Here is a 25,781-nt window from a genome sequence, read left to right as displayed (position 1 = left end):
AGGTCAGCAGGCTTGTGCGACCGCTGCCTGGCTGAGTTGCACGTCGAAGAAACCGGTGTCCTCGGCCTCTTTTTGCCGGATCCACAGGTAGTCGGCGTAGGTGACCGCAGGGTCTTCGTGAACCAGATAGATGAAGCCGTAGTTGGTCGAGATCCCGATGGTAGGCGCAACGCTGGCGCCAATTTCCGGGGCCCTGATCATCTTGAAGAAACTTGGCCTGGCGCTCAGTTCGTCAAGCCAACGACGATGGATCACCTGGCCGGAAACGCTGTTGATCATCCCGATGACTTCGCACGTCGCGTTCGACCGGTTGACTTTCTCCAGCATCGAATGGAACACCTCGGGATCGGCATAGCAGGCCGCGCAGAGATTGACGGCGTTGACGCCGCGCACGCGCGTCATCGCGCTGAGCTCCTGGGTTCCCATCATCCGGGCTGCCCACTCGATCAGCATCGGACCGTTGTTCGTCACCATCACCTCCAGGAACGAAGGGCCGATGTCGACGCCGAATGCATCCAGGCATTGGTGAACGTAGGCGATGATGGGGGCCGCTTCCTCCGAGAGCAGGTCGATCAGCACTTCACGGTCGTTGACCACCCCGGCGCCTGGCACGGGCTTGCGAGTGTCGCGCCAGATCTCGAAGACAAAATGTTCACCGTCTCGGGACACCGCCTGCACCAGGTACTGTTGGCCAGCCAGGTACTCCATCGCCAGCAGCGTGTCGTTGATGAGCCCCATTTCGTTGAGGCGCCCCAGCTCCTTGTCCACCGCGTGACGCACCTGCGCGGTCTCGTAGCAGAAATGGATACCGTCCGCCCCGGCGCTGTTGACCGGCTTGATGACCACCGGCCAGCCGTCGATCGTCTCGATCGCCGTCTCGACCTCACTCATCTGATGGATCAAGGCGACCCGGGCCGCCGGGATGCCCATCTGATGCAGCCGCTTGGCCATGTGCCATTTGTCCCGGCGGCAGGCTGACAGCGCCGTGCCATTGCCAGGCGTGCCCATCAGTTCGCTGAGCTGGTCGGCCAGCTCCACGCCGGACTCGCATCCGGGAATGATGAACATCGGGTCGAATTCGGCCAAGGCATCCGTCAGCGCCTTGAGGTCCTGCGTCGCGACGAATCGCTGCTGGAAATCCCCCGGCCTGTAACTGTCCACGTCATATTCGAGTATTTCGGCGGATGTCTGCACATGGATGCAGGTTATGCCATACAACTTGAGTTCGTCCGCCAGGCTTGCCCCGGTCGAGTAGGCATCGACGATAACCGCGTATTTCATGTTCTAACTCCTTCGACTGAAAGGCGACTCAGGTGGGAATAGCCGTTGTAGGTCGCGGCCAGGCAGATGAGGACCACGCCGGCGAAACTGAACGCTGAAAAGGCCAGTCTCGAATCAACGGTTTGAAAAATGATGGTGAACAACGGGGCGGCCGCGAGGATGGCTTCGGTGGTCACGGGTTCGCAGCGCTTTATGCCTTCTTGCAGCAAGAGCAACGGCAGGATCACGCCGACGAAGGCCAACAGGACCAAGGCATCGAGATGATCGATGACGGCGCCGACCTTGCTCAGGTTCAAACAGGTGTAGACGCCGGTCACCGCCAGCAGCAGGTAGAACCGATGGGCGTAGAGATAGTGGCTCGACGCCCCATGATCCGCGACGACCTTCGAGAGAATGCTGGTCAAGGCCATGGCGACACCGCACACCAGCATCATCAGGTAGCCCAGCAGCACCTGGTCGCTGTCGACCTCATCCTTGACGGCGGTGCGTCCGTCCATCGAGACCCACCCCAGGTAGACACTGGCCAGTGCGATGACAAGCGCGGCGATATAGTCGGCCGGGATCATGATCGCCGTGGGACGCAACAGCTTGTTCAGCACCAGCGTCGAAATGATCCCGACCCCGCCCACCAGCGCACTGACGATGGCCGGCTCCACCCATTTCAATGCCAGCAGAAAGGATATCCAGAGCGCGGCGGAACTGATGTTCAACATCACCAGGCACCGGCGCACGGAAGCCTTTTTTGCAGGGCTGGCAAGCAGGGCAGGCGTCGAGCGTTTCCGGGCCATGTAGCCGAAAAAGAACACCGGCCAGGCGACGGCGAACAACACGAATGTCGCGATGACACTGTCGAGCCTTTGCAGCAGGATCCCGAAATACACTTCCTTGAGCCCATCGATCACGTTGACGAGCATCAACGCCGTGATCCCTACAAACAGAGCGTGTGCAGTGCGCATGGTACGGATTCCAATCAAGAACGCGGTCATAGGGCAGTGAGTGTGCGAATGTTCCCTTTTCTCGATTGCTTGTAGCGTTGCAGCAGGGCTTGTGCCGGCAATGTCCTGGACAACTTCCCGACCTCCTCCAGGCCGCTCTGAATGTCGCCCAGGATGCGCGCGAGTGCAGGCTCCGACAGCGTGTCGAGCGGGTGGGCCCTGAGGCGTTCGTTCCCGTGTAAATGCTCCAGCAGGGCATAGGTAATGATGTCGGCCACCGTTGGCGGGTTGATCACGAAGCCGATGGAAAAGGACTCTTCATGGGCGACCGTGGCATGCCAATAGCCCCGGGGCATGAAGGTCGTGGTCCCGGGCCTGACCAGCCGCTCCTCGTGGCCCTCGGGCATTGTCCGCGGCAGTTGTGCGCCGGTGTAGGGATGCGTGCCTTGCTGGTAGAAGCGGTTCGGGTTATTCGGGAAAAACGGGTAGATGGGGTCCGGCAGCGAAGTGTTTTCGGCAAACCTCCAGGTCTTTTCGCCTTTGATCTGGATCATGAAGTTGGTTTCATGATCGAAGTGCGTCGCCACTTCCACGCCATGGTTGGCCGCGAACGCCTCGCAGCTCACATAGTGCCGCGGGATGTCGAGTGTCTTGGCCAGTTCATCGCAGGCCAGGGAGATCGCGGGCAGCGCTTCCAGATCCTTTATGTAAACCATCGCGGCGCCATCGTTGTACGGCGCCAGGGCATCGGCGGACCTGGCCACGGTAATACGCTTGCCACCTGGAAAGAGCAGGTCGACGGGCCCTGGCAGGGCCTTGAACAACGCGCGGATGTCCTGGAGTTCTTCCAGGGCCGACAATTGCGTAAAGCGGCTCATGGCACCGTCGGCGACGTATGAGCGCTTGGGCCAGCATGTGTCGAGGAACACCTCGGTCTGGTCGCCAAACATCTGCTGCAGAATATTCATCACGCTTTCTATCCTCGAAGCGGCGCGCAGGGCGCGCCGCATTTTTTCATTACACGGCCGCGGCCACTGGCTGAGCCTGCGTGGTGGCGTAGGCGGCGTCGGCGCGCTTGTTCAGGTAGCCCTCGTAGACGCGGGCCAGCTCATCGCTGCGGGTTTTCAGCTGATGGGCGGCGCTGGCGAAAAGCGCTTGTTGCTCGTCTCGCGACAGGCCGACCATTTCACCCTCGGCGCGGCCCAGTGCGTTGAACAGGAGCTTGGCGAGCAGTTCGGTTTCCGAGCGCTCATGGCCGATGCGCTGGCAGATGGTTTCGACAACCGCGGCATGATCGTGGAAGTGCCAGCCCAGGCGGCAAAGACGGAATTTCACCGAGACAGGCGAGTCTTCCCACCAGTTCAGCGAGGCGTCGAGTTCGGCGTCGGTGATCCCCGAGAACTCTTCCACCAATTGCTGGTGGCGTTTTTCCCAGAGGGTCAGCAACGACTGGATGCTGCCGAAGTTATAGGGCGCCGGGCCATGGATCTTCCAGTTGACCAGCGCCGGGCTGACGTTTTCAGAGTGGCGGATGCCCGTCCGGCTGGCTTCCAGGGTGGAACGGATCGCAGGGGAGTGAGCCCAGAACTCGGCCATCACGCAGTGGACGATGTTGTTGCGGATCGTCCGCTGCTTGCCGAGGGTGTAGTTCTGATGCAGGTGCTGCTGATCGTACTCTGGACCCTTCAGGCCAATGAGGCTGGCCTGCAGGTCCCGGAAGGACACCTGCCAATCGCGGATGATCATTTGCGCACGGGTCAGGCTGCGGCCTTGTGCCGCGCGTTTCTGCGCCGCATCGGTCGCGACATCCAGCAGCATCTGGTAGATGCCCAGGCACAACTCACGCAGGCAGTCGGTGTAATGGGCCCATCCACCTTCGCCCTGGACGCCCGGCCAGTCGACCATCAACTCATGGTCCGGCACCTGGATCAGCGTATTGCAGAAGCGCCGGACTTCGCGGGCAATGGCGGTCTGCGCGATACCGTCTTCAGACACGCTGTCTTCAGGATACTGTCCGCGGGCCTGCACGATAGGCAGCCAATACGCCGCTTCGCGCACCGCCACGCTGGCCGTATTGCTGGCGTTCAGCGCTTTTCGCAACTTCGATTCGGCGATGGAGTAGTTGAAGCTGGCCATGGCCTGCTTGGCCAGGCCGACCGACAGTTGAGAAGCGGTTTCGCTGGCGTCGATGTCACCTTCGACATCGTGATGCACGCGGCAGTACCCGAGGTCGAGTCGCGTATGGAGCGGAGCACCGAGGAATTTATGGTAGATGTCCCCGTCGCTGGAAATCAGTTGCAGAACCGGCGACATGATGAAGATGTGGCTTCCCACCAACTCGGAAATGCGTGGATCGGGCTTGGAGTTTTCCACTTCAACCCATACCGGAATCGTTGAGTCATTGACCGCGCCGATAAGCTGGGTGTCGTTGAAAACACTGTCCACCAAGCGGTTACAACCACCGCAGGATTGGCTATGGAAATAAATCAGGATCGGCTTGCCAGTCGATTTGGACTGCTCGATGGCGTGGACGTAGGACGTGTGGTGGATCCAGTCAATCTTGTTGGTTTCGCTCATTTCTATGCTTCCATTCACGGTGGTTGAACATTTATTTGACGGATTTCAGGACATCGTCGAGCAGTTGTGTCCGCGTCGCCGGATTCGTCCAGAGCGCTTGGGCATCCGCGGTGAGGGTGTGGAGCGGGTCGCAGTAGAGAAAAACCTGGTCTTTTTTCACGGCTGGCGCGCGATAAGCGGCGATACCCAGGTAGGGGTCGTAGTAGTCGAAGCTATGGATATCGCGCTTGCCGCCACCGCCGGGCAGATCCACGATGAAGTGCGGGGTGTTGTGCCCGGCAATCAGGCCACGGGTGGATTTCTCCAGGGCGATCGAATCGCCAAGGCTCGTTCTGAGTGCTTCGACGCCACGAATCATGTCCCCCTGAAAGCAGTAATAGGGACGCACGTTCAAGTAGGCGAGGCATTCGTTCAGACGGTGCATGGTCTGCGGGTTGTCATTGACGCCTTTGAGGATGACGGCCTGGTTCCTGACCTCGACGCCACGCTCATAGAGCATCCCCAGGGCCTTGGCGGTGATCGCCGTTATTTCGTTCGGATGGTTGAAGTGCGTGTGTATCGCAATCGACTTGTGCATCTTCCTCGCCCGGTCCGACAAGCGTGAGATGGCATCGGTCCAGTCGTGATCGCTCTGGATCTTCATCGGCAATACAGCCAGCCCCTTCGTGGCGAAACGCATACGCCGTACGTGGGGAGCGTCCAGCAGTCGTTCACCGATCTCGGTGATCTGCCGGGCCTTGAGTCGATAGGCATCGCCGCCCGAGATCACCACGTCCTCGACGCTGGCGTTGGCTTCTATGTAGCGCAAGGCCGGCTCCCAGCGCTCGCCGGGGGCGTTGATCTTCGTCTTGGTCACCGCATCGGTGTCCAGCCCCACCGCGTAGCTGCGGGTGCAATAGCGGCAATAGACCGGGCATACGTTGGTGGCCAGGAACAACACTCGATCGGGGTAGCGATGGGTCAGCCCCGGGGCCGGAGAGTCGTTCTGTTCGCCCATGGGGTCGAGTTTCACCATGGGATGATCGACACAGATCTCCGAGGCCAGCGGCAGAAACTGGCGCCGCAACGGGTCCAGGTAGGGGTTGTCCCAGTCGATCAGCGAGAGGATGTAAGGCGTCAGTCGGATAGACATCGGCGCCATCCGATGACCTTCTTCAAGGTCTTTCAGGAACGCGGCACTGATCCTGTTCTTGATCAATGCACCCAGTGCGCCGACGCTGGTAATGGCATTTTTTTCTTGCCACAGATGATTGAGGAACAACTCGGCGTCAATATCTTTCCAATGATCCAGGTCGCGCCAGAACTCATCACTTCGAAAAGCATAGCGCAGCGATAACAAGGGTGTCAGACGCTGGCCCTGGGAAGAATGGGCAATCAATGACTTTAGTTGAAAGTCAGCAAAGTCATAATCCACAATGTTACTTGACATTTGTTGTCGTCCCTTTCAAGTGGCGGCGTCCATAGACTGACAATACTTAATATTTATTTCGAATCAAGGTGCCGTTTTATTTATTTTTCAGCACTTTTTTAAAGGCGAAAGTGTTCGTATTGCATAAAGTTGATTGCAATTTTTTTTGCCTCGGACATAACCAGGCCAAGCGCTGTTATCGAGTGCGTAATGATCTACGCTACTCAGGGGCGCCTGAAAGGGTTATTGAAGATGAGCGATCGTTTTAATTAGGCACGGTGCCCGATTTCGCTTCTTGATGAATGACTGCCGTCGAGGCCGCAACAACGTTTGGTTGAGGCTGTGCCGGGGCTGAGGACGGGGTCGCGGAAGATTGCACCAGGTACTGCGCCACATTGGCAATGTCCTGGTCACTGAGGGACTTGGCTACCGTCACCATGACAGGTGATGGACGTGAGGCATCACGGAAGGCGCGCAGTTGCGTCTCCACATACTTGGCAAATTGTCCCGCCAGTTTGGGGTACTCGGCGTTTTCAGACGCGCCAGCCGTGCCATGGCAGGTAGAGCAGGCGACGATGCCGCGGGTGTGGTCGCCCCCGTTGAAGAGCCGTTCCCCGGCCCCGACGTCAACGGCTGCGGAGACAGCCGGTTCGTCGAATGGGCAGGCGTCTGGCTGGGCTTTGACGACGCCCCCCATCTGTGTGCAGGTGCCTTTGGGCACAGCGACCCACTCGCGTGGATCGTTGTTGACCTTGCTCATCTCCGAGCAGTCGTGCAGGCAACTGCTGTCGGAACAATCGTTGTGGCCTGCCTTGGCTACGCCGTAGCACACCTCGGTTTCCGCTGGTTTCTCAGCGGCCACCTCGGCCAGCGAAGCACTGCTGATGGAGGCCAACGCAGTGGCTACCAGAATATCCTTTAGATTCATCACGCAAGTTCCCGGTCAAGGTTTTTATACAGTCATTTATTTTTATAAGCCCATCGCGCACGCGAACGGGCCGTACGGCTGTCCGTCTGGACATACATATTCAACATTCGGCGCAATATCGATGTTCAATCAGGGTTTGACAGTACTGCGACAAGCAAACTTGATCAGCACGGCGTGCCGGCATCGTGTTTGCAGGAAATCAGGAGTGACAAGGCGGAAGGTTGCAATACGTTGGCGCCGTTTGCGCAAAGTTGATTCGTTCGAGTAACTGGTCCGATACATTTATCGCTCCCTTTTTGTACAGGTCGCCTCGGGCAACTTGTTCGGAATCCGTTCCTGACCGACTGCATCGCTTGTTCGTTTATCGAAACAGCCATGGGTCTGTCGTATCTTCACCGCGAAATCAAATGTATTGCTTTAGTGCGAGTTTGCAAGGTGCTTTCTATTTGTAGTCCACGGTCAGGATATGTCTAATCGATATAAGCTTATAAGATGTTTCAAGATGTAACAGGATTTGCGCGTCCTTTTACAATAGGGGCCTGGGCCCCAACAGGACGGGTTCATGGAGACATCTTTGACCGATACAGGTGCGTGGGCAGGGCTCAGGGAACGGCAGTCAGCAAGCCATCGTTCAACCAGCGGGTGAGCAGGGCCGCGCTGTCGACAAGGTGCGCCTGACCCTGCGCGCCGTAACACGCCTGGGCGGCGAGCAACGCTTCGCCCAGGGTCGCGCCTTGCGCCAAACGCTCCAGCGCGGCGGCTTCCCAGGGTTCGACCTCGCGTGCTTCGACATTCCAGCCGTCTCGATAGACGAGGGCGGTGCAGGCGTGGCGGTTCACTGAGGGTAGAGGCTGGCCCTGCCGGCGATGGGCGGACCATATCGCGACCACCGGCCATTCGCAGGGCAGCAACCTGCAGCTCGGCGGCAGGGTGAACCTTTGGCTGTCCAGCTCAGCGCTGTTCATTGCGGCCAGTGCGTGGGGACCAAGTGGTGTGGCGTCGCGGGCGGCAGCGGCCAGATGAATGACCCATTCCAACGACGCCACCGCCGCAAAGTAAGGGTAGGGCGCTACGGGGCCATAGTGTTCGAGGAAACTAGGAAGACGCTCGCCGAACATGCCCAGGTCGGGATGTCGCGACGGATAGCGCCGCCCATACTCGTAGGCGAGCGAGCGGAAGAACGGATCGCCCACCAGCGCCTTGATGACGGGATAGGTCAAGGCCAACGACTGTTCCTGGTGCCGCCAGAGCCCGCTGCGATAACGCGCGAAGCGTCGCTGATTGCCCGCGCTTGCGGTCTCTAACCATCCCGGTGGAAGGGCCGGGTGCGATGAACAATCATCCAGCGCCTGGGTAAAGCCGAGTTGCAGCGCCGCCAGCTCTTCACGTGTCATGCAACACCTCCCGGGCGATCGTGCGCGCGATCTCGACCTGGTCGAGCAGTTCGCCCAGGGGCGGCAGGCGGGTGTCCCATTCAACCAGTACCGGGACCGGGCCAAACCGGCGCAATGCGCTGCGATACAGCGACCAGACCGGCTCCGCCACCGCGCTGCCGTGATCGTCGATCAGCAATTCCTCTTCCTGGCTGTGGCCTGCCAGGTGAAATTCGCGGACAGCCGATTCATCCAGAGCTTCCAGGGCGGCGAGTGCGCATTCGCCGTGGTTGCACTGGTTGACGTAAAGGTTATTGAGGTCGAGCAGCACCGCGCTGCCGGTGCGCTTCACCACTTCGGCGAGGAACTGGGCTTCGCCCAGGGTATCGCCGTGGTAGCGCAGGCTGGTGGAAATGTTTTCCAGCAACAACTGTTGGCCCAATGCATCCTGGACCTGATCGACCCGATCACAGACCAGCTCCAGCGAGGCTTCAACCAAAGGGAGCGGCAGCAGGTCGTTGAGGCACCGGCCTTCAATCGCCCCCCAGCTCAAGTGCTCGGAAACCAGAAACGGATGCACCTGAGCCGCCAGGTGTCGTATGCGTTCGACATGGGCGCTGGAAAAACCATGCACCGAGCCGATCCCCAGGCCGACACCGTGCAGGCTGATGGGATATCGTTGCGCCAGGCGTTGAAGAATATGCAGGTCCTTGCCGCCCGGCCCCAGGTAGTTCTCCGTATGCACCTCAAGCCAGTCAACGGCGGGATGGCCGTCGAGGAACGCTTGATAATGAGGGGCCCTGAGGCCGATACCAATCCGTGGTAATGAGCGCACTGTCTGACTCGCTTGTCGATGGTCGCCGCTGATCATAGCGCAGTGCCGGATAGAATTGAGCAACCGCCGATAACCGCTGTCTACCGCCGGCACGGTGTCTGCCGTGGGGTTATCGAACGATGGAGGAAGACCGATGTATAAAGCGCTCACCCTGTTTCTGTTGCTGGTTTCGTCCGGGTTGCAGGCGCAACCGTCACTGCAAACGGACTTGCCGCTCAACTACCTGGCCCAGGCCGATGAGCAGGCCCGCAACCGACCGCTGGTGATCTTCCTGCACGGCTCCGGCAGCAACGAACAGGACCTGTTCGCACTCAAGGATGAGCTGCCCCAGCACTATAACTACCTCTCGGTGCGCGCACCGAAAACCATGGAGCCGGGGCACTACCAATGGTTTGCCAAGGCCGGCGAGGGCGCCTACGACGGTGACGCCTCGGACCTGAAGGCCAGCGGCCAGTTACTGTTGGACTTCATCGAAAAGGCCCGAGCCAAGTACCCCACCGATGCGAGCAATGTCTACCTGGTGGGGTTCAGCCAGGGGGCGATGATGAGCTATGAAGTGGCGTTGCGACACCCCGAAGCGGTGGGCGGCATCGCAGCGATGGGCGGGCGGGTGCTCTCAGTGCTGCGCTCCGAACTGACCCCTGACGAGTCGCGACGGGCGCTGGCAGTGTTCATCGGCCATGGCACGGTAGACCCGATCATTCCCTACCATGACGGCACCGAGGCCGATTCCTTCCTGAAGACCCTGGCGCTGGAACCGGAATTCCATGCCTACCTTGGGCTTGGTCACAACATCAGTGCGCAGGAAGTGCAGGACTTACGGGCGTGGTTGGAACGGCTCAATCCCTAGAAAACCCGGTTGGATGTGTGAGCTGGTCTAATAGCCCCGGACACCTCAATGGGTGAAACTACACTCATTGAGGAATATTCCATGACTAAGAAGTACAGAAAATTCGACGCCGAGTTCAAGCTGAAGGTCTGCAAGATGGTTGTTGATCAAGGTCTGAGCGTGAACTCGGTTTGTACCGATTTAGGCCTGAGCGATACCGCCGTGCGCCGCTGGGTTCAGCAGTATCAAACCGAGCAGTCGGGCGGTACGGGGATTGGCAAACCATTGACCAGCGACCAGCAGCGTATTCGCCAGCTTGAACAGCAAGTCCGCGAACTGAAGACGGATAATGACATATTAAAAAAAGCTACGGCCTTCTTTGCCCGCGAGTTGAAGTGATCCACCAGTTGGTTCACCAAGTCCAATGCAAGGCCTACCCGGTGGCGCGTATCTGCCGGGTGTTGCGGATCAGTCGTTCGGGGTTTTACGAAGCTCGTCAGCGGCGTTTGAAGCCAAAACCTGTGTGCTCGGTTTCCGCTCAGCTCAAGGCTGCCTTCGTGTCCAATGAACACTGTTATGGCAGCCGTCGTTTGGTGAAAGCGCTGCGTGACACTGGCGTCTCCGTTGGACGGAACAAGGTCCGCCGCCTGATGAAACAACAGGATTTGCGTCCGATTTGGAAGCGCAAGTTCGTTCATACCACTGACAGCAATCACAATTTTCCGGTGGCTGAGAACCTGCTCAATCGCCAGTTCAATCCCGAGCGCATCAACCAGTCGTGGGTCGCTGACATCACCTACATCCGTACCCGCAGCGGCTGGCTGTACCTGGCGGCCGTCATGGACCTGTACTCACGCAAAATCGTGGGCTGGGCCATGGCACCCCACATGCGAGCAGAGTTGGTATGCAGTGCGATGCAACTGGCCATCGCGCAGAGACAACCTGAACCGGGCTTGATCGCTCATTCGGATCGAGGCAGCCAGTATGCCGGTACGGATTACCAGAACTTGCTGACGCGACATGGAATGCGTTGCAGCATGAGTCGCAAGGGCAACTGCTGGGACAATGCGGTCATGGAGCGCTTCTTCTTGAATCTGAAGATGGAGCGTGTTTGGCGCAAGGATTACGCCAACCATGGCGAAGCGATCAAAGACATCACGGACTACATCGTGCGGTTCTATAACGGAAGGCGAATCCATTCATCCTTGGGCTATTTGCCGCCCAATCAGTATGAGCGGCAAGCAGCCTGAAAAACACCGATTGAGGTGTCCGGAAAAAATTGACCACCTCAGTGCCGACGTCATCGCGAGCAAGCTCGCTCCCACATTTTAATCGGGGTGCGCTTCACTTCCGCGCCGTACACAATCCCCTGTGGGAGCGGGCTTGCCCGCGAATGCGTCGTGTCAGCTTGCATCCATACTGAATGTGCCATTGTCTTCGCGAGCAAGCCCGCTCCCACATTTTTATCGGGGTGGGCTTCACTTCCGCGCCGTACACAATCCCCCTGTGGGAGCGAGCCTGCTCGCGATCGGAGCGACGCGGTCTCCTGGAATCACAGCCCCATCACTGCCCACTGGCGATCCGCTTCACCAGCGCCTCATGACCGGCCTGGTCACTGGCTCGGGAAATCACCTGCACCACCGCCACGCGGGTGCCCGCGGCGCCCAGCAAGGTGGTGTCGAGGGTCGGCCCGCCGCCCTGGGTGGCGCGGGTGTCGAGTTGGCGCAACCCCAGGCCGCTGCCTTTCTGGGTCAGGCTTTTTTCGCTGAGGATCTTGGCGTCCGGCAGGGCCTGGGTGCGCTGGGCAGCGAAGCCGGCCATGGTCGTGTCGAGAAACGCGCCATCGTTATCCTTCACGGATGTACCGTCGGCAATGGTGTTTTCAGCAGCGATCACCACCGTTCGGCTGGTGGCGTTGCTGTACATCGTCCCTGTCGCGCCAGCGGTGCCCTGGGCTGCTTCGCCGGCGGGCAGCGGCGTGGCCGTGAAGCCCTTGGGCAAGGTGAAGACGAACTTTCCGGACAGCATCGAGACCTTCTGCGCCGGTGCCTCGCCGGTGGATTTGGGTTGGGCGGCCTGGGCAGGTACTCCGGCCAGGCTGGCGATGACCGCCAGCAGCAGGGCGGCAGCGTATTGACTCGGCATTGACATTGACACTCTCCACAGGTGGTCGCGCTTGAGCGGCGATCATCCCATGGGCATCGCACCTGACTCCAGCGCAACGGCAGGCACGTCGGTCATTTCGGTGCGGCTACGCAGGCCGATGGAGGCGTGCGCACCAACAGGCGTCGGGTCACCAGAAGCATGACCGCCGAGACGGCAACGCCAAGGGCAAAGGCCGGCAGGCCCAGCATCGGCAGGGTCAGGGCCACGGTCAGGCAGAACGCGGCGAAGCAATACATGCCGGTGGCCGTGGCTCGCAGCAGCGCCGCCGTGAATGCCGGCCCGCGGGTTTGCTGGGAAAACACCGCCATGACACTGCCCAGCAGCGGAAACACCGCCAGCAACCCGCTCCAGCGTTCGCCCACGGTGCTGGCCAACCACGTCACCGCGAGGGTCAGCAACGCGCCGGCGATCATGCGCAGCAACAGTTTGTCGGACGTGCGCGTTGGCCTCTGCATCACGGGCCGGACCGCCGGGAACAGATAAGGCGCCGCCAGCAAAGCCACTGCCGCCAACAGGCTTGCCAATGGCAGCGAGGCCGGCAGCCAGGACAGCACCAGTGCCACCAAGGCCCAGGCCGCCAATGCAATGCCCAGCGCCCAAGGCCAACCTCGGCGCTGGGCAACCTGGGCGTACACCACGCAAAACGTAATCATCGCGAACATGGCCGACAACGCCGCCGTCGCCGATCGGGCGGCGAACGCCTCGCCTTGTTCCAGGGCCAGGAACAACAGAATCGGCCCCACCACCACCGGCAATCCCGACAGCCAACCGGCCACACTCGGGCCCCAGCGTCGACCGGCCAGGGAAATCAGCAACAGGAAACCCGGAATCACCAGCAGTTTGAGCAGTAGCACGCAGTCGTCCTTGTCGCTTCTCGGAGTGCCACGTTAACACCCAGCCCATGGCCAGTGAACCGCGCCCACCGTGTTCAGGGCGTGGCCCCTGTCAGCGGTCCCAATAGGGGACTTCGCCAAAACACTCGAAGAAGAAATCGATCACCGTGCGCACCTTCACGGACAACCGGCGGCTGCCCGGCCACAGCATGGCGATCTGTTGGGGTTCGAGGCTGTTGGAGGCTTCGTAGTCGCGCAGCACCGGCACCAATGTGCCGTTGCGCACCGCTTCACCGATCAGCCATGACGGAAACATCACCAGCCCCAGGCCCTGCTCGGCGGCCTGGGTCAAGGTGTCGGCGTGGTTGCCGGTGATCGGGCCCTTGACGCTGTAGGGCGTCCACGCCTGGCCGGGGCGGCGGAAAAACCAACGCTGCTGGCCGGTGACGCCTTTGTAGGCCAGGCATTGGTGGTGCGCCAGGTCCTGGGGCTTGAGGGGCGTGCCGTGACGGGCCAGGTAGGCCGGGCTGGCGGCGATCTGGAAGCGATGGGCGGCGATGATCCGCGCCTGCATGCCGGAGTCGTGCAACGGACCGATGCGAAACAGCAGGTCGGCCCCCTCCTGGAGCGGATCGACGTAGCTGTCGGTTTGCTGGATCTCCAGTTGCAGCTTCGGATAGCGCTCGCACAGCGGTCCCAGCCAAGGGCTGAGGTGGCGTTGGCCGAACACCACCGGGGCATTGATCCGCACCAGGCCGGACGGCTCGCTGTGTTGCTCCTGCAAGGCCTGTTCGGCTTCTTCCAACTGCACCAGCAGCAAGCGTGCGTGGTGGCCCAGCAGGCGGCCGGCCTCGGTCGGGGAGACCGCGCGGGTGTGACGATAGAGCAGTTGCTGGTTCAGGGCCTGCTCCATCAACTGGACCTGCCGGGAAATGGAGGAGGGCGCCAGGCCTCCGCGTCGGGCCACCTCGGAAAAGCTGCCGTGGTCGAGCACCGCGACAAAGAGTCGGAGTGCCTTGAAGCCAAGCTCGTCAAGCCCCTGCATGGGCGATTCCTTCTGTGCGTAATACGCAAAAGTGTTGTCGGGATGCTCCCATTTATCGCACAGCGATGCCAGCCGATAATGCCGGCCCTTCTTTCCTGGAACAGGGTGTGACTATGCAAGCGTCTTCCATCAGCGAGGCCGAATCGGTGACGGCTACCGCCAAACCCCGGCCGTTCTTGCGCTGGCTGTTGCTGCCGCTGGTGATCCTGGCGGGCATGGGGTTGTCGGTGGAGGCGGGCCTGTTGGGGCCGCTGGGCGTTCAGGTCGGTCATTTGTGGGCCACCTTGAGCATTTTCGGCGTGGGCTCGGCGGTTCTGTTCCTGCTGTTGCTGCTCAGTGGCCGGCAGCCAGGGCCGGCGTTGAGTGAACTGCCGCGCTGGCAACTGATCGGCGGTTTCCTGGGACCGGTCTACGTGGTGGTGCTCACGCTCGCCACGCCTCACATCGGTATTGCCATGACCATGGTCGCGATTCTTTCCGGCCAGGTGGGCAAAAGCGTGCTGATCGATCACTTCGGCTGGTTCGGTGCCACCCGCAAGCGCGTCAATGGCGAGCGCTGGCTGGCGTTGGCGCTGATTGTCGTGGCCCTTGTCCTGATTGCCCGAGGTTGATGATGAATCTGGTTCTTTTGTTGCTGGTGGTGGTCGCGGCGGGGGCGGTGTTGAGCGTGCAGGCCGCCATCAATGGTCGTCTGGGTCAGACGGTCGGAGTGTTGCGCAGCAGCTTGCTGACGTTTGTCGTGGGCGCGGTGATCACTGGCCTGCTGATCGTGTTTTTCGAGCCGGCCCACGCGGTCACCTTGCTGGAGGTGCCGAAATGGCAACTCAGTGGCGCGCTGTTCGGCGTGGTCTACATGATGGTGATGGTAGGGGCGGTGCCCAGGGTCGGCACCGCCGTCGCGACAGTTGCGGTGATCGTCGGCCAACTGGGCATGGGCATGCTGATCGACAACTTCGGCTGGCTGGGCAACCCGGCCATCGAGTTGTCCGGCAGCCGGATGTTGGCCATGGTCTGCCTGGCACTGGCGCTGGTGTTCATGTATCGCAGCAGCGCGCGGCAGGCCTGAGCGCCTCAGTCGGGTTCGACGTCCAGTTGCAGGCTGTCGTCGGCCAGGCGCTCGGTGCGTCGGACGATGCCGCTGATGCGCCGGCCCTCGGCGCTGAACACCACGATCTGAGCCTTGTGCAGGTCCTCCGGCAGCGGTGGCCTGACGTGCAGCGCGAACCAGGGTGGTTCGCCGTCGTCGAGGCGCTTGACGTCGAGCTGGCACTCGATGGTTTTGGTTTCGCGGCCAAACAGGGTGTCCAGACCGTAGTCAAGGTGGGTGCTGTCGGCGGCGGCAGGGGCATTGGGCATCGCAGTCTCCTGGATGGGTACGCTGGGATGATGTTCAAGTGATCCCCCAGGCAATGGAAAATTCCATCGCAGTGAGGTCGGCGGGGCTGCGAGGGCTAGCCGGGATCGATGCCCGCGTCGCAACGCCCTCCACAGGCGCGAGGATCAGGACCTGGGCACCCCGTGCTCCCAGGTCGACCAGTGCTTGACGATGTCCTGCACCAGCGGGTTGCCGGTGCGGAACAGGTTTTCCAGGGCGGGGACGAACGCGCCCTGGTCGGCGTACTTGAGCAGGTTGTCCACTTCATTGCCGCCGGGCTCGGGTCGATCGAAGTCGGAGCCGGCGCGCAGCACTGCGAGCCGATTGATGTCCACCCGACCCTCACGACTGGCCCGCAACAAGGCCTCGTAGGTGGAGTTGTCTTCCTGCTGGGTGGTGCAATACACGCCTTTGTTATCGGTGAGCAGGCGGGTCCAGACTTCGGCCCGTTCACTCAGACGCGTCCCGGAAAACCAGGTGTTGCCCGCCAGCGTGTCGCAGCGGGTCACCACCGGTGGCTGGTTGGCCGGAGCGTAGGGGTATTTCACGCGCCAGGCTGCCGACGCCTCGCTTTCCGTCAGGCTCACGTTCTGGCTGAGGGCAAAGGCCTTGGCTTGCAGCGCGGGGTTGAGTTCGAAGACTTCGGTCTTGTAGTCCAGCGGCGGCTTTTCGTTGGGACCCTTGGTGTTGATGCCCAGGTAGCCGGTGGGCCAGTCCTTGGGCACGTCCCGCGAGTCGAGCTCCCACTGGGTGCCAAATTCCACCAGGTAATGGGCCCAGGCGGTCGTGCCCAGGGTGCCGTGATGCGGGTTGATCCCAGCGATCCCGGCCACCAGGAAATAACTCTTGCGCAGGTCGACGCGGGGCGACAGGGCCAGGGCCAATGTCGAGGCGGCGGCGTTGGTCTGGCCCATGCCGGTGATCATCAGACAGACCCGTTCGGTGTTGCAACGGATCGTCGGGTACTCGGCCGACAGCCCGGGGATGCGGATTTCATCCTTGAGCGCCAGGCGCTCGATCCAGTTTTGTGCCTCGGGGGCAAACATCGTGATCAGCATGACCTTGGGCTGCAGCGGCGGGGCTGCGCCGGCGGTCGTGCTGAACAGGGCGGCCGTTGCCAGGCCGATTGGAACACACAGGCGATTGATCATGCTTTCGTGACCTCCGTGGAATCGAAACAGATGCTTTTGTGGGCAGGTATCGGATCAGAATTGATAGCCAACCCCCGCGTAATACCCCCAGCCATCGGATCGGGCGCGGAAGCTGCCTTCGCCAAAATCAAGCTCGCTGCCGTCCTGCCAGTTGCCCCCGTTGTGGAAATAGCGGCCCACCAGGGTAAAGCGCAAGTGCGTGAACGAGTACAGCAGGACATTGGTGGCGACCGTGGCGTTGGCGGTACGCGCCGGGTTGTCCTTGTGCAGGTCCGAACCGAAGTCGAAATTGGTGAAGCCGATGTAGGTCAGCGAAGCGCCGTTGCTGAACTGGCTGATCGGCACGATGTACTTGAGCTGGGCGCGGTAGCCGTCCCAGGAATACTCATTGCTGGCGCCGTAGTTTTCCCATTGGTAGCGAGCATAGAGGTTAGCCGACAGGTTGACCCTCGAATGGGTGTCGATGTCGGTGCCCAGGCCGCTGTACAAGGTGTTGGCGCGATTGGCGCTGTTGCTGCCGTGATCGTAGATCCAGTCGAACGCCACGTACCATTCCTTGAACGGTCCGATGGCCAGGCTACGTCCGGCCAGGGTATCGATGGAAATGCGCGGCTCATGCTCCATGAACACCGGCGAGCCATGGTCCCACACGCCTTTGTCGTGGCTGTTGCCGATGGTGAAGAGCTTCGGGATGTCGACGTAGCCGTACAGTTCGAACGGGCCCTTGCGACCGAAATATTCGTACTCCAGGTACACGTCGTCGGTGGGTTGTGGGCCGAAGCTGATGTCTTTGCTGCCAATGATCGTCAGGTCCTGGTTGTACCAGTCTGACAGGTAGACGCCTTTTTTCGGCTGGGTGGCCTCGGGGCTGAGGGCTTCGCCCTGGGCGGACGTTTCGTTCGTCTGCGCCAGGGTAGTAGTGCTGAGTAGTCCGGTAACGGCGGTCAGTAGCAGGCAGGCTGCCCAAGGACCGGGCGAGGTGCAACGCCGGGAAGTGTGGTGCATGGAAAATCCTTGTCCGAGCGGGCCGAAGCCCGTGTTCCGTGATTGAAGAAACCGTCGTCGTTTCGCGGCGAGCGACTGGCTTCGCAAACGTTTGCACATCCTGTACCAGATTTTCATACAGGCTTGAAAAACAAAGGGAACGGCCGTTTTTTCTGGCCTTTTGGTCAATCTTCATACCGTGGTCACCGTGCCGCCATTTGAAGAGGCACCAAAGGGTGGCAGGCCCTGTTGCCTGGCACTCATCGTGTGCGGCGCTGGGGCACGGGGGATGCTGGTAGACTCGGTCACCTTGACTGACAAGAGGTATGCCCATGAGCGAGCCTATTCGCCTGACCCAGTACAGCCACGGTGCTGGCTGCGGCTGCAAGATTTCGCCCCAGGTACTGGAAGTGATCCTGGCCGGCAGCGGTGCGCAGAACCTCGACCCCAACCTGTGGGTCGGCAATGCGTCCAGGGATGACGCCGCGGTATACGCCATCGACGAAACCCGCGGGGTCGTCTCGACCACCGATTTCTTCATGCCGATTGTCGATGACCCTTTCGATTTCGGACGCATCGCCGCCACCAATGCCATCAGCGACATCTACGCCATGGGCGGTGATCCGCTGATGGCTATCGCGATTCTCGGCTGGCCCGTGAACGTGCTGGCCCCGGAAATCGCCCGGGAGGTGATTCGCGGCGGGCGTTCGGTGTGTGACGAGGCGGGCATTCCCCTGGCGGGCGGGCATTCGATCGATGCACCGGAGCCGATCTTCGGCCTGGCGGTCACCGGCCTGGTGCAAAAGCGCCATATGAAACGCAACGACACCGCCACTGCGGGGTGCCGCTTGTACCTGACCAAGCCCTGGGCATCGGCATCCTCACCACCGCTGAAAAGAAGGGCAAGCTGCGGGCCGCCGACGTTGGCCTGGCCCGTGACTGGATGTGCACCCTGAACAAGCCTGGCAGCCGTTTCGGCAAGCTTGATGGCGTAACGGCGATGACCGACGTCACCGGCTTCGGCCTGCTCGGGCATCTGGTGGAAATGGCCGATGGCAGCCAGGTGACGGCGCGCATCCGCTATGACGCGGTGCCGCGCCTGTCGAGCGTCGAGTATTACCTCGACCTGGGCTGTGTGCCGGGCGGCACGTTGCGCAACTACGACAGCTACGCCAGCCGGGTGGGCCGGGTCCAGGAGTTGCACAAGCGGGTCTTGTGCGACCCACAGACCAGTGGCGGGCTGCTGATCGCCGTCACCGCGCAGGGCGAGGCCGAGTTTCTGCGGGTCGCCGCGGAGCTCGGCCTGGCGCTGGAGCCGATTGGCGAACTGGTCGAGCGACAGACCCACGCGGTCGAGGTGTCATGATGGCCGATGACATCACCGATTACCGCGACATCTTCCTCAACGACCGGCCCATGATGGACACCCGGGCGCCCATCGAATTTATCAAGGGGGCCTTCCCCGGCGTGGTCAACTTGCCGCTGATGACCGACAGCGAGCGGCAACGCGTCGGTACTTGCTACAAGCAGCAAGGGCAGCAGGCGGCGATCGTGCTGGGTCATCAGCTGGTGTCCGGCCAGACCAAGGCACAACGCATCCAGGCCTGGGCCGAGTTTGCCCACACGCATCGCGAGGGTCTTCTGTACTGCTTTCGCGGCGGCTTGCGTTCGCAGATCGTCCAGCAGTGGCTCAAGGACGAAGCGGGCATCGAGTACCCCAGGGTGGCCGGCGGCTACAAGGCCATGCGCACGTTCCTGCTGGAGACGGTCGAGCAGGCGGTCAGCCAGTGCGACCTGGTGTTGCTGGGGGGCATGACCGGCACCGGCAAGACCGACGTGCTGGCCCAGCTGGAAAACAGCCTTGACCTGGAAGGCCATGCCAACCATCGCGGTTCGAGTTTCGGCAAGCGCGCCACTGGGCAGCCGTCCAACATCGATTTCGAGAACCGCCTGGCGGTGGACGTGTTGAAAAAGCGCGCGGCGGGCATCGAGCACTTCGTGCTGGAAGATGAGAACCGCATGATCGGGAGTTGCGCCTTGCCCCTGTCGTTGTTCCAGCGCATGCAGCAGGTGCCGATGGTCTGGTTGCAAGACAGCGTCGAGCGGCGGGTTGAGCGGATCCTGCGGGACTACATCGTCAACCTGTGCGCCGAGTTCGTCGCGGTCCAGGGCGAACAGGGGTTCTCAGCGTTTGCCGAGCGGTTGTTGGCGAGCCTGGGCAACATCCAGAAGCGCCTGGGGGGCGACCGTCACCGGCGCTTGATGGGCATCCTGGAAGCTGCCCTGGCGGAGCAGGCTCGCAGCGGCGCGGTCGACCTGCATCGGGATTGGATCGAAGGCCTGCTGCGTGAGTACTACGACCCGATGTACGTGTACCAGCGGGAGAAAAAGGGCTTGCGGATCGAGTTCTCGGGGGAGCAGGCGGCGGTGGTGGAGTATTTGCGGGAGCGGGCGGCGAGCGTGGGTCAGCCTCAACAGTGAATTTCACCGCAACCCCATGTGGGAGCGGGCTTGCTCGCGAAAGCGGTGGGTCAGCTCGCATCTCTTTTGAATGTGTCGACGCCTTCGCGAGCAAGCCCGCTCCCACAGGGGTTGTGGCTGTCCGGCATTCAGGTGCCAGCCTGCTAGAGCACCACCGCCCCAATCAACCCGCAAACAATCCCCACCACCATGGTCAGCAGCGCCACGGTCACCAGCACGCGGGCATCGAAATCCTTGCGTAGCATCAACAGCGACGGCAGGCTGATGCTCGGCAGGGTCATCAGCAACGCGACGGCGGGGCCGGTGCCCATGCCGAGGGTCATCATGGTCTGCACGATCGGGATTTCCGCCGCGGTAGGAATCACGAACAGCGTGCCGACAATGGCCAGCGGTACCAGCCACACCAGGCTGTCGGCCATGGCGCCGTCGACGTGGGGGAACAGCCAGACCCGCGCCGCGCCCAGCACCAGCACCGCCAGCACGTAGATCGGGATGGTGCTCCAGAACAACTGCCACAAGGTCCGGCCCCAACGGATCAGGAACGGCTGCGCATCCACCGTGCTGGCTTCGGCCACCGCTTCCACGGCGGCTTCGGGCAGGGTCTCGGGGCGGGCAATGCGCTGGGCCACCATCGACACGCCGAACACCAGCACGATACCGGCCACCAGCCGCAGGGCGGTGAAACCCCAGCCCAGCACGAAGCCCATGAACACCAGCGTCGCCGGGTTGAGGACCGGGTTGCCGATCCAGAAGGCCAGTGCCGCGCCCACCGAAACGTTCTGCCGACGCAGGCCGGCCGCCACTGGCGCGGCGCAGCACGAGCACATCATGCCGGGCAGCGCGAACAGCCCACCGCGCAAGGTCGAGGCAAAGCCGGCCCGGCCGAACAGGCGCAGCAACCAGTCACGGGGGATCAACACTTGCAGCAGGGAGCCGAGGATCACCGCCAGCACCGCCGCCTTCCAAATGGCCAGGAAGTACACCTGGGCGTAGGCCAGGGCCGCTGTCAGCGGCGCGGCCTGGGCGTCATTGAGGATCGAGCCGCCGATGCTGTGGTTGTCGGCGGCGACAAAGGCCTTGAGGTAGTAGGGCGACCACTTGACGTAATAGAGGCCGACGCAGGCCACCAGCAGGAACAGGGCAGGCTTGCACCAGAACGACCAGCCCCGGTGAGCAGCGGCAGAGGATGAAGACATGGAGAAAATCCGGGTAGCGGGAGAATGGCTGCATCATACCCCGCGGCACTGACTCCCGCCGAGAGCAACGTCCTCCCGTCGGTCAGGACCTGACGCCCCCGCCACCGCGGCTGATGCCTCAGGTCGGGCAGGTTTCCTGGCCGTTATCCAGGCCTTGCTTGTAGGTCCGGCTGGAGAGGCTGGCCTTGCCGTTGTGCCAGGTCAGGGTCAGCACATACAACGAATCGAAATCCCCGGATTCCCAGTCTTCGGTAATGGTCTGCTTCTTTCCGACGGCCTCGCCGGCGACTTTGTTGATCAGCTCCGGCAGGTAGCCATGGGACCAGGCGGTGTAGATGGTGGCGTTGTGGTACTTGTCGTGCAGCAACTCATCCGCCAGGTCACTGGTGTCGTTGGCCGAGTAATTGATGTTCACCGGCAGCCCGAGCTTGATGGCGCTGGGGCTGATGGTCATCAGCGGGCGAATGTAGCTGTAGGAGTTATCCAGTTCGCCCTCTTCGACGTTGCGGGTCGGGTTGGCCGCGAACACATAGTCGGCCTTGCCGAATTTTTCCGGCAGCAGGGTGGCCAGGTCGATGGCCCGGTTGAGGCCCTGGCAATTGAGTTGGCCCAGGCCGCCGGCCGGTTTTTCGGCATGGCGCAGGAACACCAGGGTCTGCACACCGTCGACTGGCTGGGCGCGACTGACGCTGGACTCCAGCGACAGCGCCAGGCCGCAGACCACCAGTAAGGTCGGCAGCAGCAGCCACGAACGGTGCTGCAGGCGCTTGGCGAAATTCAGTGGGTTCATCATCGGATCGATTCTTCAGTCTTCTTTGAGTCAGGCTGACAAACCCTGGCACCACGAGGCGGATGGCCTCGGGTGTTTTCCTTGTCATGACGCCGCCTCGGTTCCCTTAAGGGCATTGCTCAGAGTCCATTGAGGCCCTTTGGTTCGATCCTGCGGCCGGTTCCTTCCCAGCGATGCACTGAACATTAGCGACAGGATGTTGCGAAATTAAGAACAGCGCAGGGGCTGATCACGCCTATGAGGTCTTTCCGGATTTGGATTATCCTCGCTCATCCATTCCTCTCGGAACCTGCGACCATGGCTGACCTGAATCCATTTCCCATCACCCGCAAATGGCCCGCTCAATACCCTGAGTGGATCCAGCTCTATTCGCTGCCGACCCCCAACGGCGTGAAAGTCTCGATCATGCTCGAAGAGATCGGCCTGCCGTACGAGCCTCATAAAGTGGACTTCGGCAGCAATGATCAGTTATCCCCCGAGTTCCTGTCCCTGAACCCCAACAACAAGATTCCGGCGATTCTCGACCCCCACGGGCCGGGGGATAAGCCGCTGGCGCTGTTCGAGTCGGGGGCGATCCTGATCTACCTGGCGGACAAGAGCGGCCAGTTGCTGGCCCAGGACTCGGCGGCGCGCTACGAGACGATCCAGTGGCTGATGTTCCAGATGGGCGGGATCGGGCCGATGTTCGGGCAGCTGGGGTTCTTCAACAAGTTCGCCGGCAAGGACTACGAGGACAAGCGCCCCCGTGACCGTTACGTCGAGGAAAGCAAACGCCTGCTCAAAGTGCTCGACGGGCGCCTGCAAGGACGCGACTGGATCATGGGCGAGCGCTACACCATCGCCGACATCGCGACCTTTCCATGGGTGCGCAACCTGATCGGCTTCTACGAGGCCGGTGACCTGGTGGGCATCCAGCACTTTCCCAACGTGACGCGGGTATTGGAGCGCTTCCTGGCGCGACCGGCGGTGGTTCGTGGGCTGAAGATTCCGGAATGAGCGGCTGATGACGCCCGGGCAGTGCTGGGGTGATTTGCATCAATGGCACGTTGGCCCTGTAGAGCGATTATTGCCCGGCCGGTAACACTCTGTTTTCCAGCCGGCGTTTGTGCCCGGGTCGACCAGGGCATAAGCTTTGCCCCCTGTGATCGAGCCCCCAATTGCCCAGGAGTCCCATGTCCAGCCAGTTCCCCGAAGCACGTCCACGCCGTCTGCGTCGCAATGCCAGCTTGCGCAGCCTGTTCCAGGAAACCGAGTTCACTCTGAACGACCTGGTGCTGCCGATTTTCGTCGAAGAGGAAATTGACGACTTCGTGCCGATCAAGAGCATGCCGGGCGTGGTGCGCATCCCTGAATCGAAACTGGCCAGCGAGATCGAACGCTACGCCCGGGCCGGCATCAAGGCCGTGATGACCTTTGGCGTCTCCCACCACCTGGACGGCGACGGCAGCGATACCTGGAGCGAGCGTGGCCTGGTGTCGCGCATGGCCGGCATCTGCAAGGACGCCGTGCCGGAAATGATCGTGATGTCCGATACCTGCTTTTGCGAGTACACCGATCATGGCCATTGTGGCGTCCTGCACGGGCACGAAGTGGACAATGACCGGACCTTGGTCAACCTGGGCAAGCAGGCCGTGGCAGCGGCCCGCGCCGGCGCCGATGTGATCGCCCCGTCGGCGGCCATGGACGGCCAGGTCCAGGCCATCCGCAGGGCCCTGGACGAAGCCGGTTTCAGCCAGACGGCGATCATGGCTTACTCGACCAAATTCGCCTCGGCGCTGTATGGGCCGTTCCGCGAAGCCGGCGGCAGCGCCTTGAAGGGCGACCGCAAGAGCTACCAGATGAACCCGATGAACCGCCGCGAAGCCCTGCGCGAATCGCTGCTCGATGAGCAGGAAGGGGCCGATGCGTTGATGGTCAAGCCGGCCGGTGCCTACCTGGACATCATCCGCGACATCCGCCAGGCGTCGAACCTGCCGCTGTCGGCTTATCAGGTCAGTGGCGAATACGCGATGATCAAGTTCGCCGCCCAGGCCGGCGCCATCGACGAAGCCCGGGTGGTCCGTGAAAGCCTGGGGGCGATCAAGCGAGCAGGGGCCGACCTGATCTTCACCTATTTTGCGATGGACCTGGCGTCAAGCGGGATCTGACCACGGATCCAGAGTGAAAACACCTGTGGGAGCGAGCTTGCTCGCGAAGGCGTCGGCACATCCCGCCAGGGTGCAACCGGTCGATTCCGAGGGGAGGGTGTGGCGACCCGTCGCCCCGAGTGAGCGAACGTAGCCTCGTCCGGCATTTGGTCGTATGGTGGCTGCGGACCAACGGACCTCATGGGGCAACATGCAACTCACTCGATGGATGATCAGCCTTGTCGCATTACTGGCCCTGGCCGGTTGCGGCAGTCGCCAGGCCCAGGAGCCTGAACGCCAACCGGACGAGGTCAAACGGCAGATCGTGCGGTTGCTGCCGTCAAAGACCGCGGATCGCGAAGGGTGGGCCAATGACATCTATGTGGCCTTCTCGGCCCAGCAGCTCTCGACCACGACGCAGAATATCTGTGCAGTCCTGGCGGTGACCGAGCAGGAATCAACCTTCCAGGCCGACCCCAGCGTGCCGGGGCTGGGCAAGATCGCCCGGGAAGAGATCGATCGCCGCGCAGCGAAGATGCACATTCCCAGGCTGTTGATCAGCGGTGCGCTTGAGCTGCGCTCGCCCAACGGCAAAAGCTACGCCGACCGGCTCAACGCGGTGCGCAGTGAGAAGGCGTTGAGCGAGATCTTCGATGATTTCATCGGCATGGTGCCGCTGGGCAAGACGCTGTTCGACGGCTTCAACCCGGTGCACACCGGTGGGCCGATGCAGGTCAGCATCGCCTTTGCCCAGGCCAATGCCCGCAATTACCCCTACACGGTGGATGGCTCGATTCGTCGCGAAGTGTTCAGCCGTCGCGGCGGCCTGTATTTCGGCATCGCCCATCTGTTGGGCTATCCGGTGAGCTACACCGAGCCGCTGTACCGTTTCGCCGATTTCAATGCCGGGTGGTACGCCAGTCGCAATGCGGCGTTCCAGCATGCGGTGAGTCGGGCGTCGGGCATTTCCCTGGAGCTGGACGGTGATCTGATCCTGCATGACGCCATCATGCCGGGTAGCACGGAGCTGGCGGTACGCACGCTGGGCAAGTCGTTGGGAATGCGCAACCCGACCATTCGCGATCAACTGGAGCTGGGGGACAGCCTGGCGTTCGAGGACAGCAAGCTCTACAAGCGGGTGTTCGAGCTGGCCGAAAGCGCGGAAGGCAAGCCGTTGCCGCGGGCGGTGTTGCCGGGGATCGTGCTCAAGAGCCCGAAGATCACACGCACGTTGACGACGGCGTGGTTTGCCAAGCGGGTGGATGAGCGTTATCAGCGGTGTATGGCGCGGGCGTCGGGGCGGTAGCGATGACGCGAGGTCGATGGCGGGGCTTGGGTATTTGAGAAGAGACCGTGGCGAGGGTGCTTGCTCGCGGTTATTGTCGGGGGCTGCGTTGCAGCCCAGCGGGAGCAAGCTCCCTCGCCACGGTGGGTGTTGCATTGTCTGGGGCCTGGGTTGCATGGGCCT

General features: G+C 61.6%; 24 protein-coding genes and 1 pseudogene. 9 read left to right on the top strand and 16 right to left on the bottom strand.

What is annotated here, in order from left to right:
- Nucleotides 1-3: 3 nt before the first annotated feature.
- From KI241_RS17565 to KI241_RS17530, 8 genes are all read right to left on the bottom strand, one after another.
- Nucleotides 4-1,281, bottom strand: a complete 1,278-nt coding sequence (locus KI241_RS17565; protein WP_212802807.1) for an ATP-grasp domain-containing protein — start codon at nt 1,279-1,281, stop codon at nt 4-6.
- On the bottom strand, nt 1,278-2,237 hold the full coding sequence (locus tag KI241_RS17560; protein WP_144419469.1) for an EamA family transporter: 960 nt from the start codon (nt 2,235-2,237) through the stop codon (nt 1,278-1,280). The genes KI241_RS17565 and KI241_RS17560 overlap by 4 nt, the downstream gene beginning before the upstream one ends.
- 26 nt (nt 2,238-2,263) lie before the next feature.
- Nucleotides 2,264-3,184, bottom strand: coding sequence for a cupin domain-containing protein (locus tag KI241_RS17555; protein WP_244868298.1), 921 nt, complete (start codon nt 3,182-3,184; stop codon nt 2,264-2,266).
- Between the two features lie 49 nt (nt 3,185-3,233).
- Nucleotides 3,234-4,793 carry a thioredoxin family protein gene (locus KI241_RS17550; protein ID WP_047739160.1) on the bottom strand — a complete coding sequence of 520 codons (1,560 nt, stop codon included), beginning with the start codon at nt 4,791-4,793 and terminating at the stop codon, nt 3,234-3,236.
- 31 nt (nt 4,794-4,824) lie between these two features.
- Nucleotides 4,825-6,222 carry a KamA family radical SAM protein gene (locus KI241_RS17545; protein WP_052497372.1) on the bottom strand — a complete coding sequence of 466 codons (1,398 nt, stop codon included), beginning with the start codon at nt 6,220-6,222 and terminating at the stop codon, nt 4,825-4,827.
- 244 nt (nt 6,223-6,466) lie between these two features.
- Nucleotides 6,467-7,129 (bottom strand): DUF2282 domain-containing protein, encoded by a 663-nt coding sequence (locus KI241_RS17540; protein WP_212802805.1) that lies wholly within the window; start codon nt 7,127-7,129, stop codon nt 6,467-6,469.
- Nucleotides 7,130-7,731: 602 nt separating this feature from the next.
- On the bottom strand, nt 7,732-8,523 hold the full coding sequence (locus KI241_RS17535) for a DNA-binding domain-containing protein (protein WP_212802804.1): 792 nt from the start codon (nt 8,521-8,523) through the stop codon (nt 7,732-7,734).
- Complete coding sequence (locus KI241_RS17530) at nt 8,513-9,337, bottom strand: DUF692 domain-containing protein (RefSeq protein ID WP_123579871.1); 825 nt, start codon at nt 9,335-9,337, stop codon at nt 8,513-8,515. The genes KI241_RS17535 and KI241_RS17530 overlap by 11 nt, the downstream gene beginning before the upstream one ends.
- Nucleotides 9,338-9,470: 133 nt before the next feature.
- Here KI241_RS17530 and KI241_RS17525 point away from each other — a divergent pair, with 133 nt between their 5' ends.
- Complete coding sequence (locus KI241_RS17525) at nt 9,471-10,187, top strand: alpha/beta fold hydrolase (protein ID WP_212802803.1); 717 nt, start codon at nt 9,471-9,473, stop codon at nt 10,185-10,187.
- Nucleotides 10,188-10,268: 81 nt separating this feature from the next.
- Nucleotides 10,269-11,416, top strand: a protein-coding gene (locus KI241_RS17520) for an IS3 family transposase (protein ID WP_144419424.1) whose coding sequence is annotated in 2 segments (ribosomal slippage) — nt 10,269-10,524 and nt 10,524-11,416 — 1,149 coding nt in all. Because the reading frame shifts where the segments join, the coding sequence is not laid out codon by codon here.
- Nucleotides 11,417-11,729: 313 nt separating this feature from the next.
- Here KI241_RS17520 and KI241_RS17515 read toward each other — a convergent pair.
- The 3 genes from KI241_RS17515 to KI241_RS17505 all read right to left on the bottom strand — a co-directional run bounded on the left by KI241_RS17515 (nt 11,730) and on the right by KI241_RS17505 (nt 14,210).
- Nucleotides 11,730-12,317 (bottom strand): hypothetical protein, encoded by a 588-nt coding sequence (locus KI241_RS17515; RefSeq protein WP_212802802.1) that lies wholly within the window; start codon nt 12,315-12,317, stop codon nt 11,730-11,732.
- A gap of 86 nt (nt 12,318-12,403) precedes the next feature.
- Entirely contained in the window at nt 12,404-13,186 is a 783-nt protein-coding gene (locus KI241_RS17510) for a hypothetical protein (protein WP_212802801.1), read from the bottom strand.
- A gap of 91 nt (nt 13,187-13,277) precedes the next feature.
- Nucleotides 13,278-14,210 carry a LysR family transcriptional regulator gene (locus KI241_RS17505; RefSeq protein WP_212802800.1) on the bottom strand — a complete coding sequence of 311 codons (933 nt, stop codon included), beginning with the start codon at nt 14,208-14,210 and terminating at the stop codon, nt 13,278-13,280.
- A 113-nt stretch (nt 14,211-14,323) separates the two neighbouring features.
- On the opposite strand from KI241_RS17505, the gene KI241_RS17500 reads away from it, so the two are divergent.
- Both KI241_RS17500 and KI241_RS17495 read left to right on the top strand, forming a co-directional pair.
- The gene (locus KI241_RS17500; protein ID WP_042729706.1) at nt 14,324-14,821 is read left to right on the top strand and encodes a DMT family transporter; all 498 of its coding nucleotides are present in this window, start codon (nt 14,324-14,326) and stop codon (nt 14,819-14,821) included.
- Nucleotides 14,822-14,823: 2 nt separating this feature from the next.
- Nucleotides 14,824-15,276, top strand: coding sequence for a DMT family transporter (locus KI241_RS17495; RefSeq protein WP_047739156.1), 453 nt, complete (start codon nt 14,824-14,826; stop codon nt 15,274-15,276).
- A 5-nt stretch (nt 15,277-15,281) separates the two neighbouring features.
- Here KI241_RS17495 and KI241_RS17490 read toward each other — a convergent pair whose 3' ends face one another.
- The 3 genes from KI241_RS17490 to KI241_RS17480 all read right to left on the bottom strand — a co-directional run bounded on the left by KI241_RS17490 (nt 15,282) and on the right by KI241_RS17480 (nt 17,741).
- Nucleotides 15,282-15,566, bottom strand: coding sequence for a hypothetical protein (locus tag KI241_RS17490; RefSeq protein WP_047739155.1), 285 nt, complete (start codon nt 15,564-15,566; stop codon nt 15,282-15,284).
- A 144-nt stretch (nt 15,567-15,710) separates the two neighbouring features.
- On the bottom strand, nt 15,711-16,736 hold the full coding sequence (locus tag KI241_RS17485; protein WP_212802799.1) for a purine nucleoside permease: 1,026 nt from the start codon (nt 16,734-16,736) through the stop codon (nt 15,711-15,713).
- A 54-nt stretch (nt 16,737-16,790) separates the two neighbouring features.
- Entirely contained in the window at nt 16,791-17,741 is a 951-nt protein-coding gene (locus tag KI241_RS17480; RefSeq protein WP_212802798.1) for a nucleoside-specific channel-forming protein Tsx, read from the bottom strand.
- A gap of 311 nt (nt 17,742-18,052) precedes the next feature.
- On the opposite strand from KI241_RS17480, the pseudogene selD reads away from it, so the two are divergent.
- Nucleotides 18,053-19,086: pseudogene (gene selD, locus KI241_RS17475) on the top strand (selenide, water dikinase SelD).
- Complete coding sequence (mnmH, locus tag KI241_RS17470) at nt 19,086-20,201, top strand: tRNA 2-selenouridine(34) synthase MnmH (RefSeq protein ID WP_042728746.1); 1,116 nt, start codon at nt 19,086-19,088, stop codon at nt 20,199-20,201. Before selD ends, mnmH begins: the two are co-directional and overlap by 1 nt.
- Before the next feature lie 143 nt (nt 20,202-20,344).
- Here the strand turns inward: mnmH and KI241_RS17465 are convergent, their stop codons facing one another.
- Nucleotides 20,345-21,397: a permease gene (locus tag KI241_RS17465; RefSeq protein ID WP_212802797.1), complete on the bottom strand. Its 1,053-nt coding sequence runs from the start codon at nt 21,395-21,397 to the stop codon at nt 20,345-20,347.
- Nucleotides 21,398-21,515: 118 nt separating this feature from the next.
- Entirely contained in the window at nt 21,516-22,190 is a 675-nt protein-coding gene (locus tag KI241_RS17460; RefSeq protein ID WP_042728737.1) for a hypothetical protein, read from the bottom strand.
- Nucleotides 22,191-22,484: 294 nt separating this feature from the next.
- On the opposite strand from KI241_RS17460, the gene KI241_RS17455 reads away from it, so the two are divergent.
- The 3 genes from KI241_RS17455 to KI241_RS17445 all read left to right on the top strand — a co-directional run bounded on the left by KI241_RS17455 (nt 22,485) and on the right by KI241_RS17445 (nt 25,619).
- Nucleotides 22,485-23,183 (top strand): glutathione binding-like protein, encoded by a 699-nt coding sequence (locus KI241_RS17455; RefSeq protein ID WP_042728736.1) that lies wholly within the window; start codon nt 22,485-22,487, stop codon nt 23,181-23,183.
- Between the two features lie 176 nt (nt 23,184-23,359).
- Entirely contained in the window at nt 23,360-24,334 is a 975-nt protein-coding gene (hemB, locus tag KI241_RS17450) for a porphobilinogen synthase (RefSeq protein WP_042728735.1), read from the top strand.
- A gap of 190 nt (nt 24,335-24,524) precedes the next feature.
- Nucleotides 24,525-25,619: a DUF1615 domain-containing protein gene (locus tag KI241_RS17445; RefSeq protein ID WP_212802796.1), complete on the top strand. Its 1,095-nt coding sequence runs from the start codon at nt 24,525-24,527 to the stop codon at nt 25,617-25,619.
- Nucleotides 25,620-25,781: the final 162 nt, after the last annotated feature.

Source organism: Pseudomonas sp. Cab53 (assembly GCF_018325965.1).
Taxonomy (GTDB): Bacteria; Pseudomonadota; Gammaproteobacteria; order Pseudomonadales; family Pseudomonadaceae; genus Aquipseudomonas; species Aquipseudomonas chlororaphis_E.
Note: the sequence above shows the minus strand (reverse complement) of the source record. Positions and strands in the feature narration are given on the sequence as shown.

What these genes read in the sequence shown, in the direction of transcription:
- KI241_RS17565 (WP_212802807.1), bottom strand. Translation starts at nt 1,281, where the DNA reads ATGAAATACGCGGTTATCGTCGATGCCTACTCGACCGGGGCAAGCCTG.
- KI241_RS17560 (WP_144419469.1), bottom strand. Translation starts at nt 2,237, where the DNA reads ATGCGCACTGCACACGCTCTGTTTGTAGGGATCACGGCGTTGATGCTC.
- KI241_RS17555 (WP_244868298.1), bottom strand. Translation starts at nt 3,184, where the DNA reads ATGAATATTCTGCAGCAGATGTTTGGCGACCAGACCGAGGTGTTCCTC.
- KI241_RS17550 (WP_047739160.1), bottom strand. Translation starts at nt 4,793, where the DNA reads ATGAGCGAAACCAACAAGATTGACTGGATCCACCACACGTCCTACGTC.
- KI241_RS17545 (WP_052497372.1), bottom strand. Translation starts at nt 6,222, where the DNA reads ATGTCAAGTAACATTGTGGATTATGACTTTGCTGACTTTCAACTAAAG.
- KI241_RS17540 (WP_212802805.1), bottom strand. Translation starts at nt 7,129, where the DNA reads ATGAATCTAAAGGATATTCTGGTAGCCACTGCGTTGGCCTCCATCAGC.
- KI241_RS17535 (WP_212802804.1), bottom strand. Translation starts at nt 8,523, where the DNA reads ATGACACGTGAAGAGCTGGCGGCGCTGCAACTCGGCTTTACCCAGGCG.
- KI241_RS17525 (WP_212802803.1), top strand. Translation starts at nt 9,471, where the DNA reads ATGTATAAAGCGCTCACCCTGTTTCTGTTGCTGGTTTCGTCCGGGTTG.
- KI241_RS17515 (WP_212802802.1), bottom strand. Translation starts at nt 12,317, where the DNA reads ATGTCAATGCCGAGTCAATACGCTGCCGCCCTGCTGCTGGCGGTCATC.
- KI241_RS17505 (WP_212802800.1), bottom strand. Translation starts at nt 14,210, where the DNA reads ATGCAGGGGCTTGACGAGCTTGGCTTCAAGGCACTCCGACTCTTTGTC.
- KI241_RS17500 (WP_042729706.1), top strand. Translation starts at nt 14,324, where the DNA reads ATGCAAGCGTCTTCCATCAGCGAGGCCGAATCGGTGACGGCTACCGCC.
- KI241_RS17495 (WP_047739156.1), top strand. Translation starts at nt 14,824, where the DNA reads ATGAATCTGGTTCTTTTGTTGCTGGTGGTGGTCGCGGCGGGGGCGGTG.
- KI241_RS17490 (WP_047739155.1), bottom strand. Translation starts at nt 15,566, where the DNA reads ATGCCCAATGCCCCTGCCGCCGCCGACAGCACCCACCTTGACTACGGT.
- KI241_RS17485 (WP_212802799.1), bottom strand. Translation starts at nt 16,736, where the DNA reads ATGATCAATCGCCTGTGTGTTCCAATCGGCCTGGCAACGGCCGCCCTG.
- KI241_RS17480 (WP_212802798.1), bottom strand. Translation starts at nt 17,741, where the DNA reads ATGCACCACACTTCCCGGCGTTGCACCTCGCCCGGTCCTTGGGCAGCC.
- mnmH (WP_042728746.1), top strand. Translation starts at nt 19,086, where the DNA reads ATGGCCGATGACATCACCGATTACCGCGACATCTTCCTCAACGACCGG.
- KI241_RS17465 (WP_212802797.1), bottom strand. Translation starts at nt 21,397, where the DNA reads ATGTCTTCATCCTCTGCCGCTGCTCACCGGGGCTGGTCGTTCTGGTGC.
- KI241_RS17460 (WP_042728737.1), bottom strand. Translation starts at nt 22,190, where the DNA reads ATGATGAACCCACTGAATTTCGCCAAGCGCCTGCAGCACCGTTCGTGG.
- KI241_RS17455 (WP_042728736.1), top strand. Translation starts at nt 22,485, where the DNA reads ATGGCTGACCTGAATCCATTTCCCATCACCCGCAAATGGCCCGCTCAA.
- hemB (WP_042728735.1), top strand. Translation starts at nt 23,360, where the DNA reads ATGTCCAGCCAGTTCCCCGAAGCACGTCCACGCCGTCTGCGTCGCAAT.
- KI241_RS17445 (WP_212802796.1), top strand. Translation starts at nt 24,525, where the DNA reads ATGCAACTCACTCGATGGATGATCAGCCTTGTCGCATTACTGGCCCTG.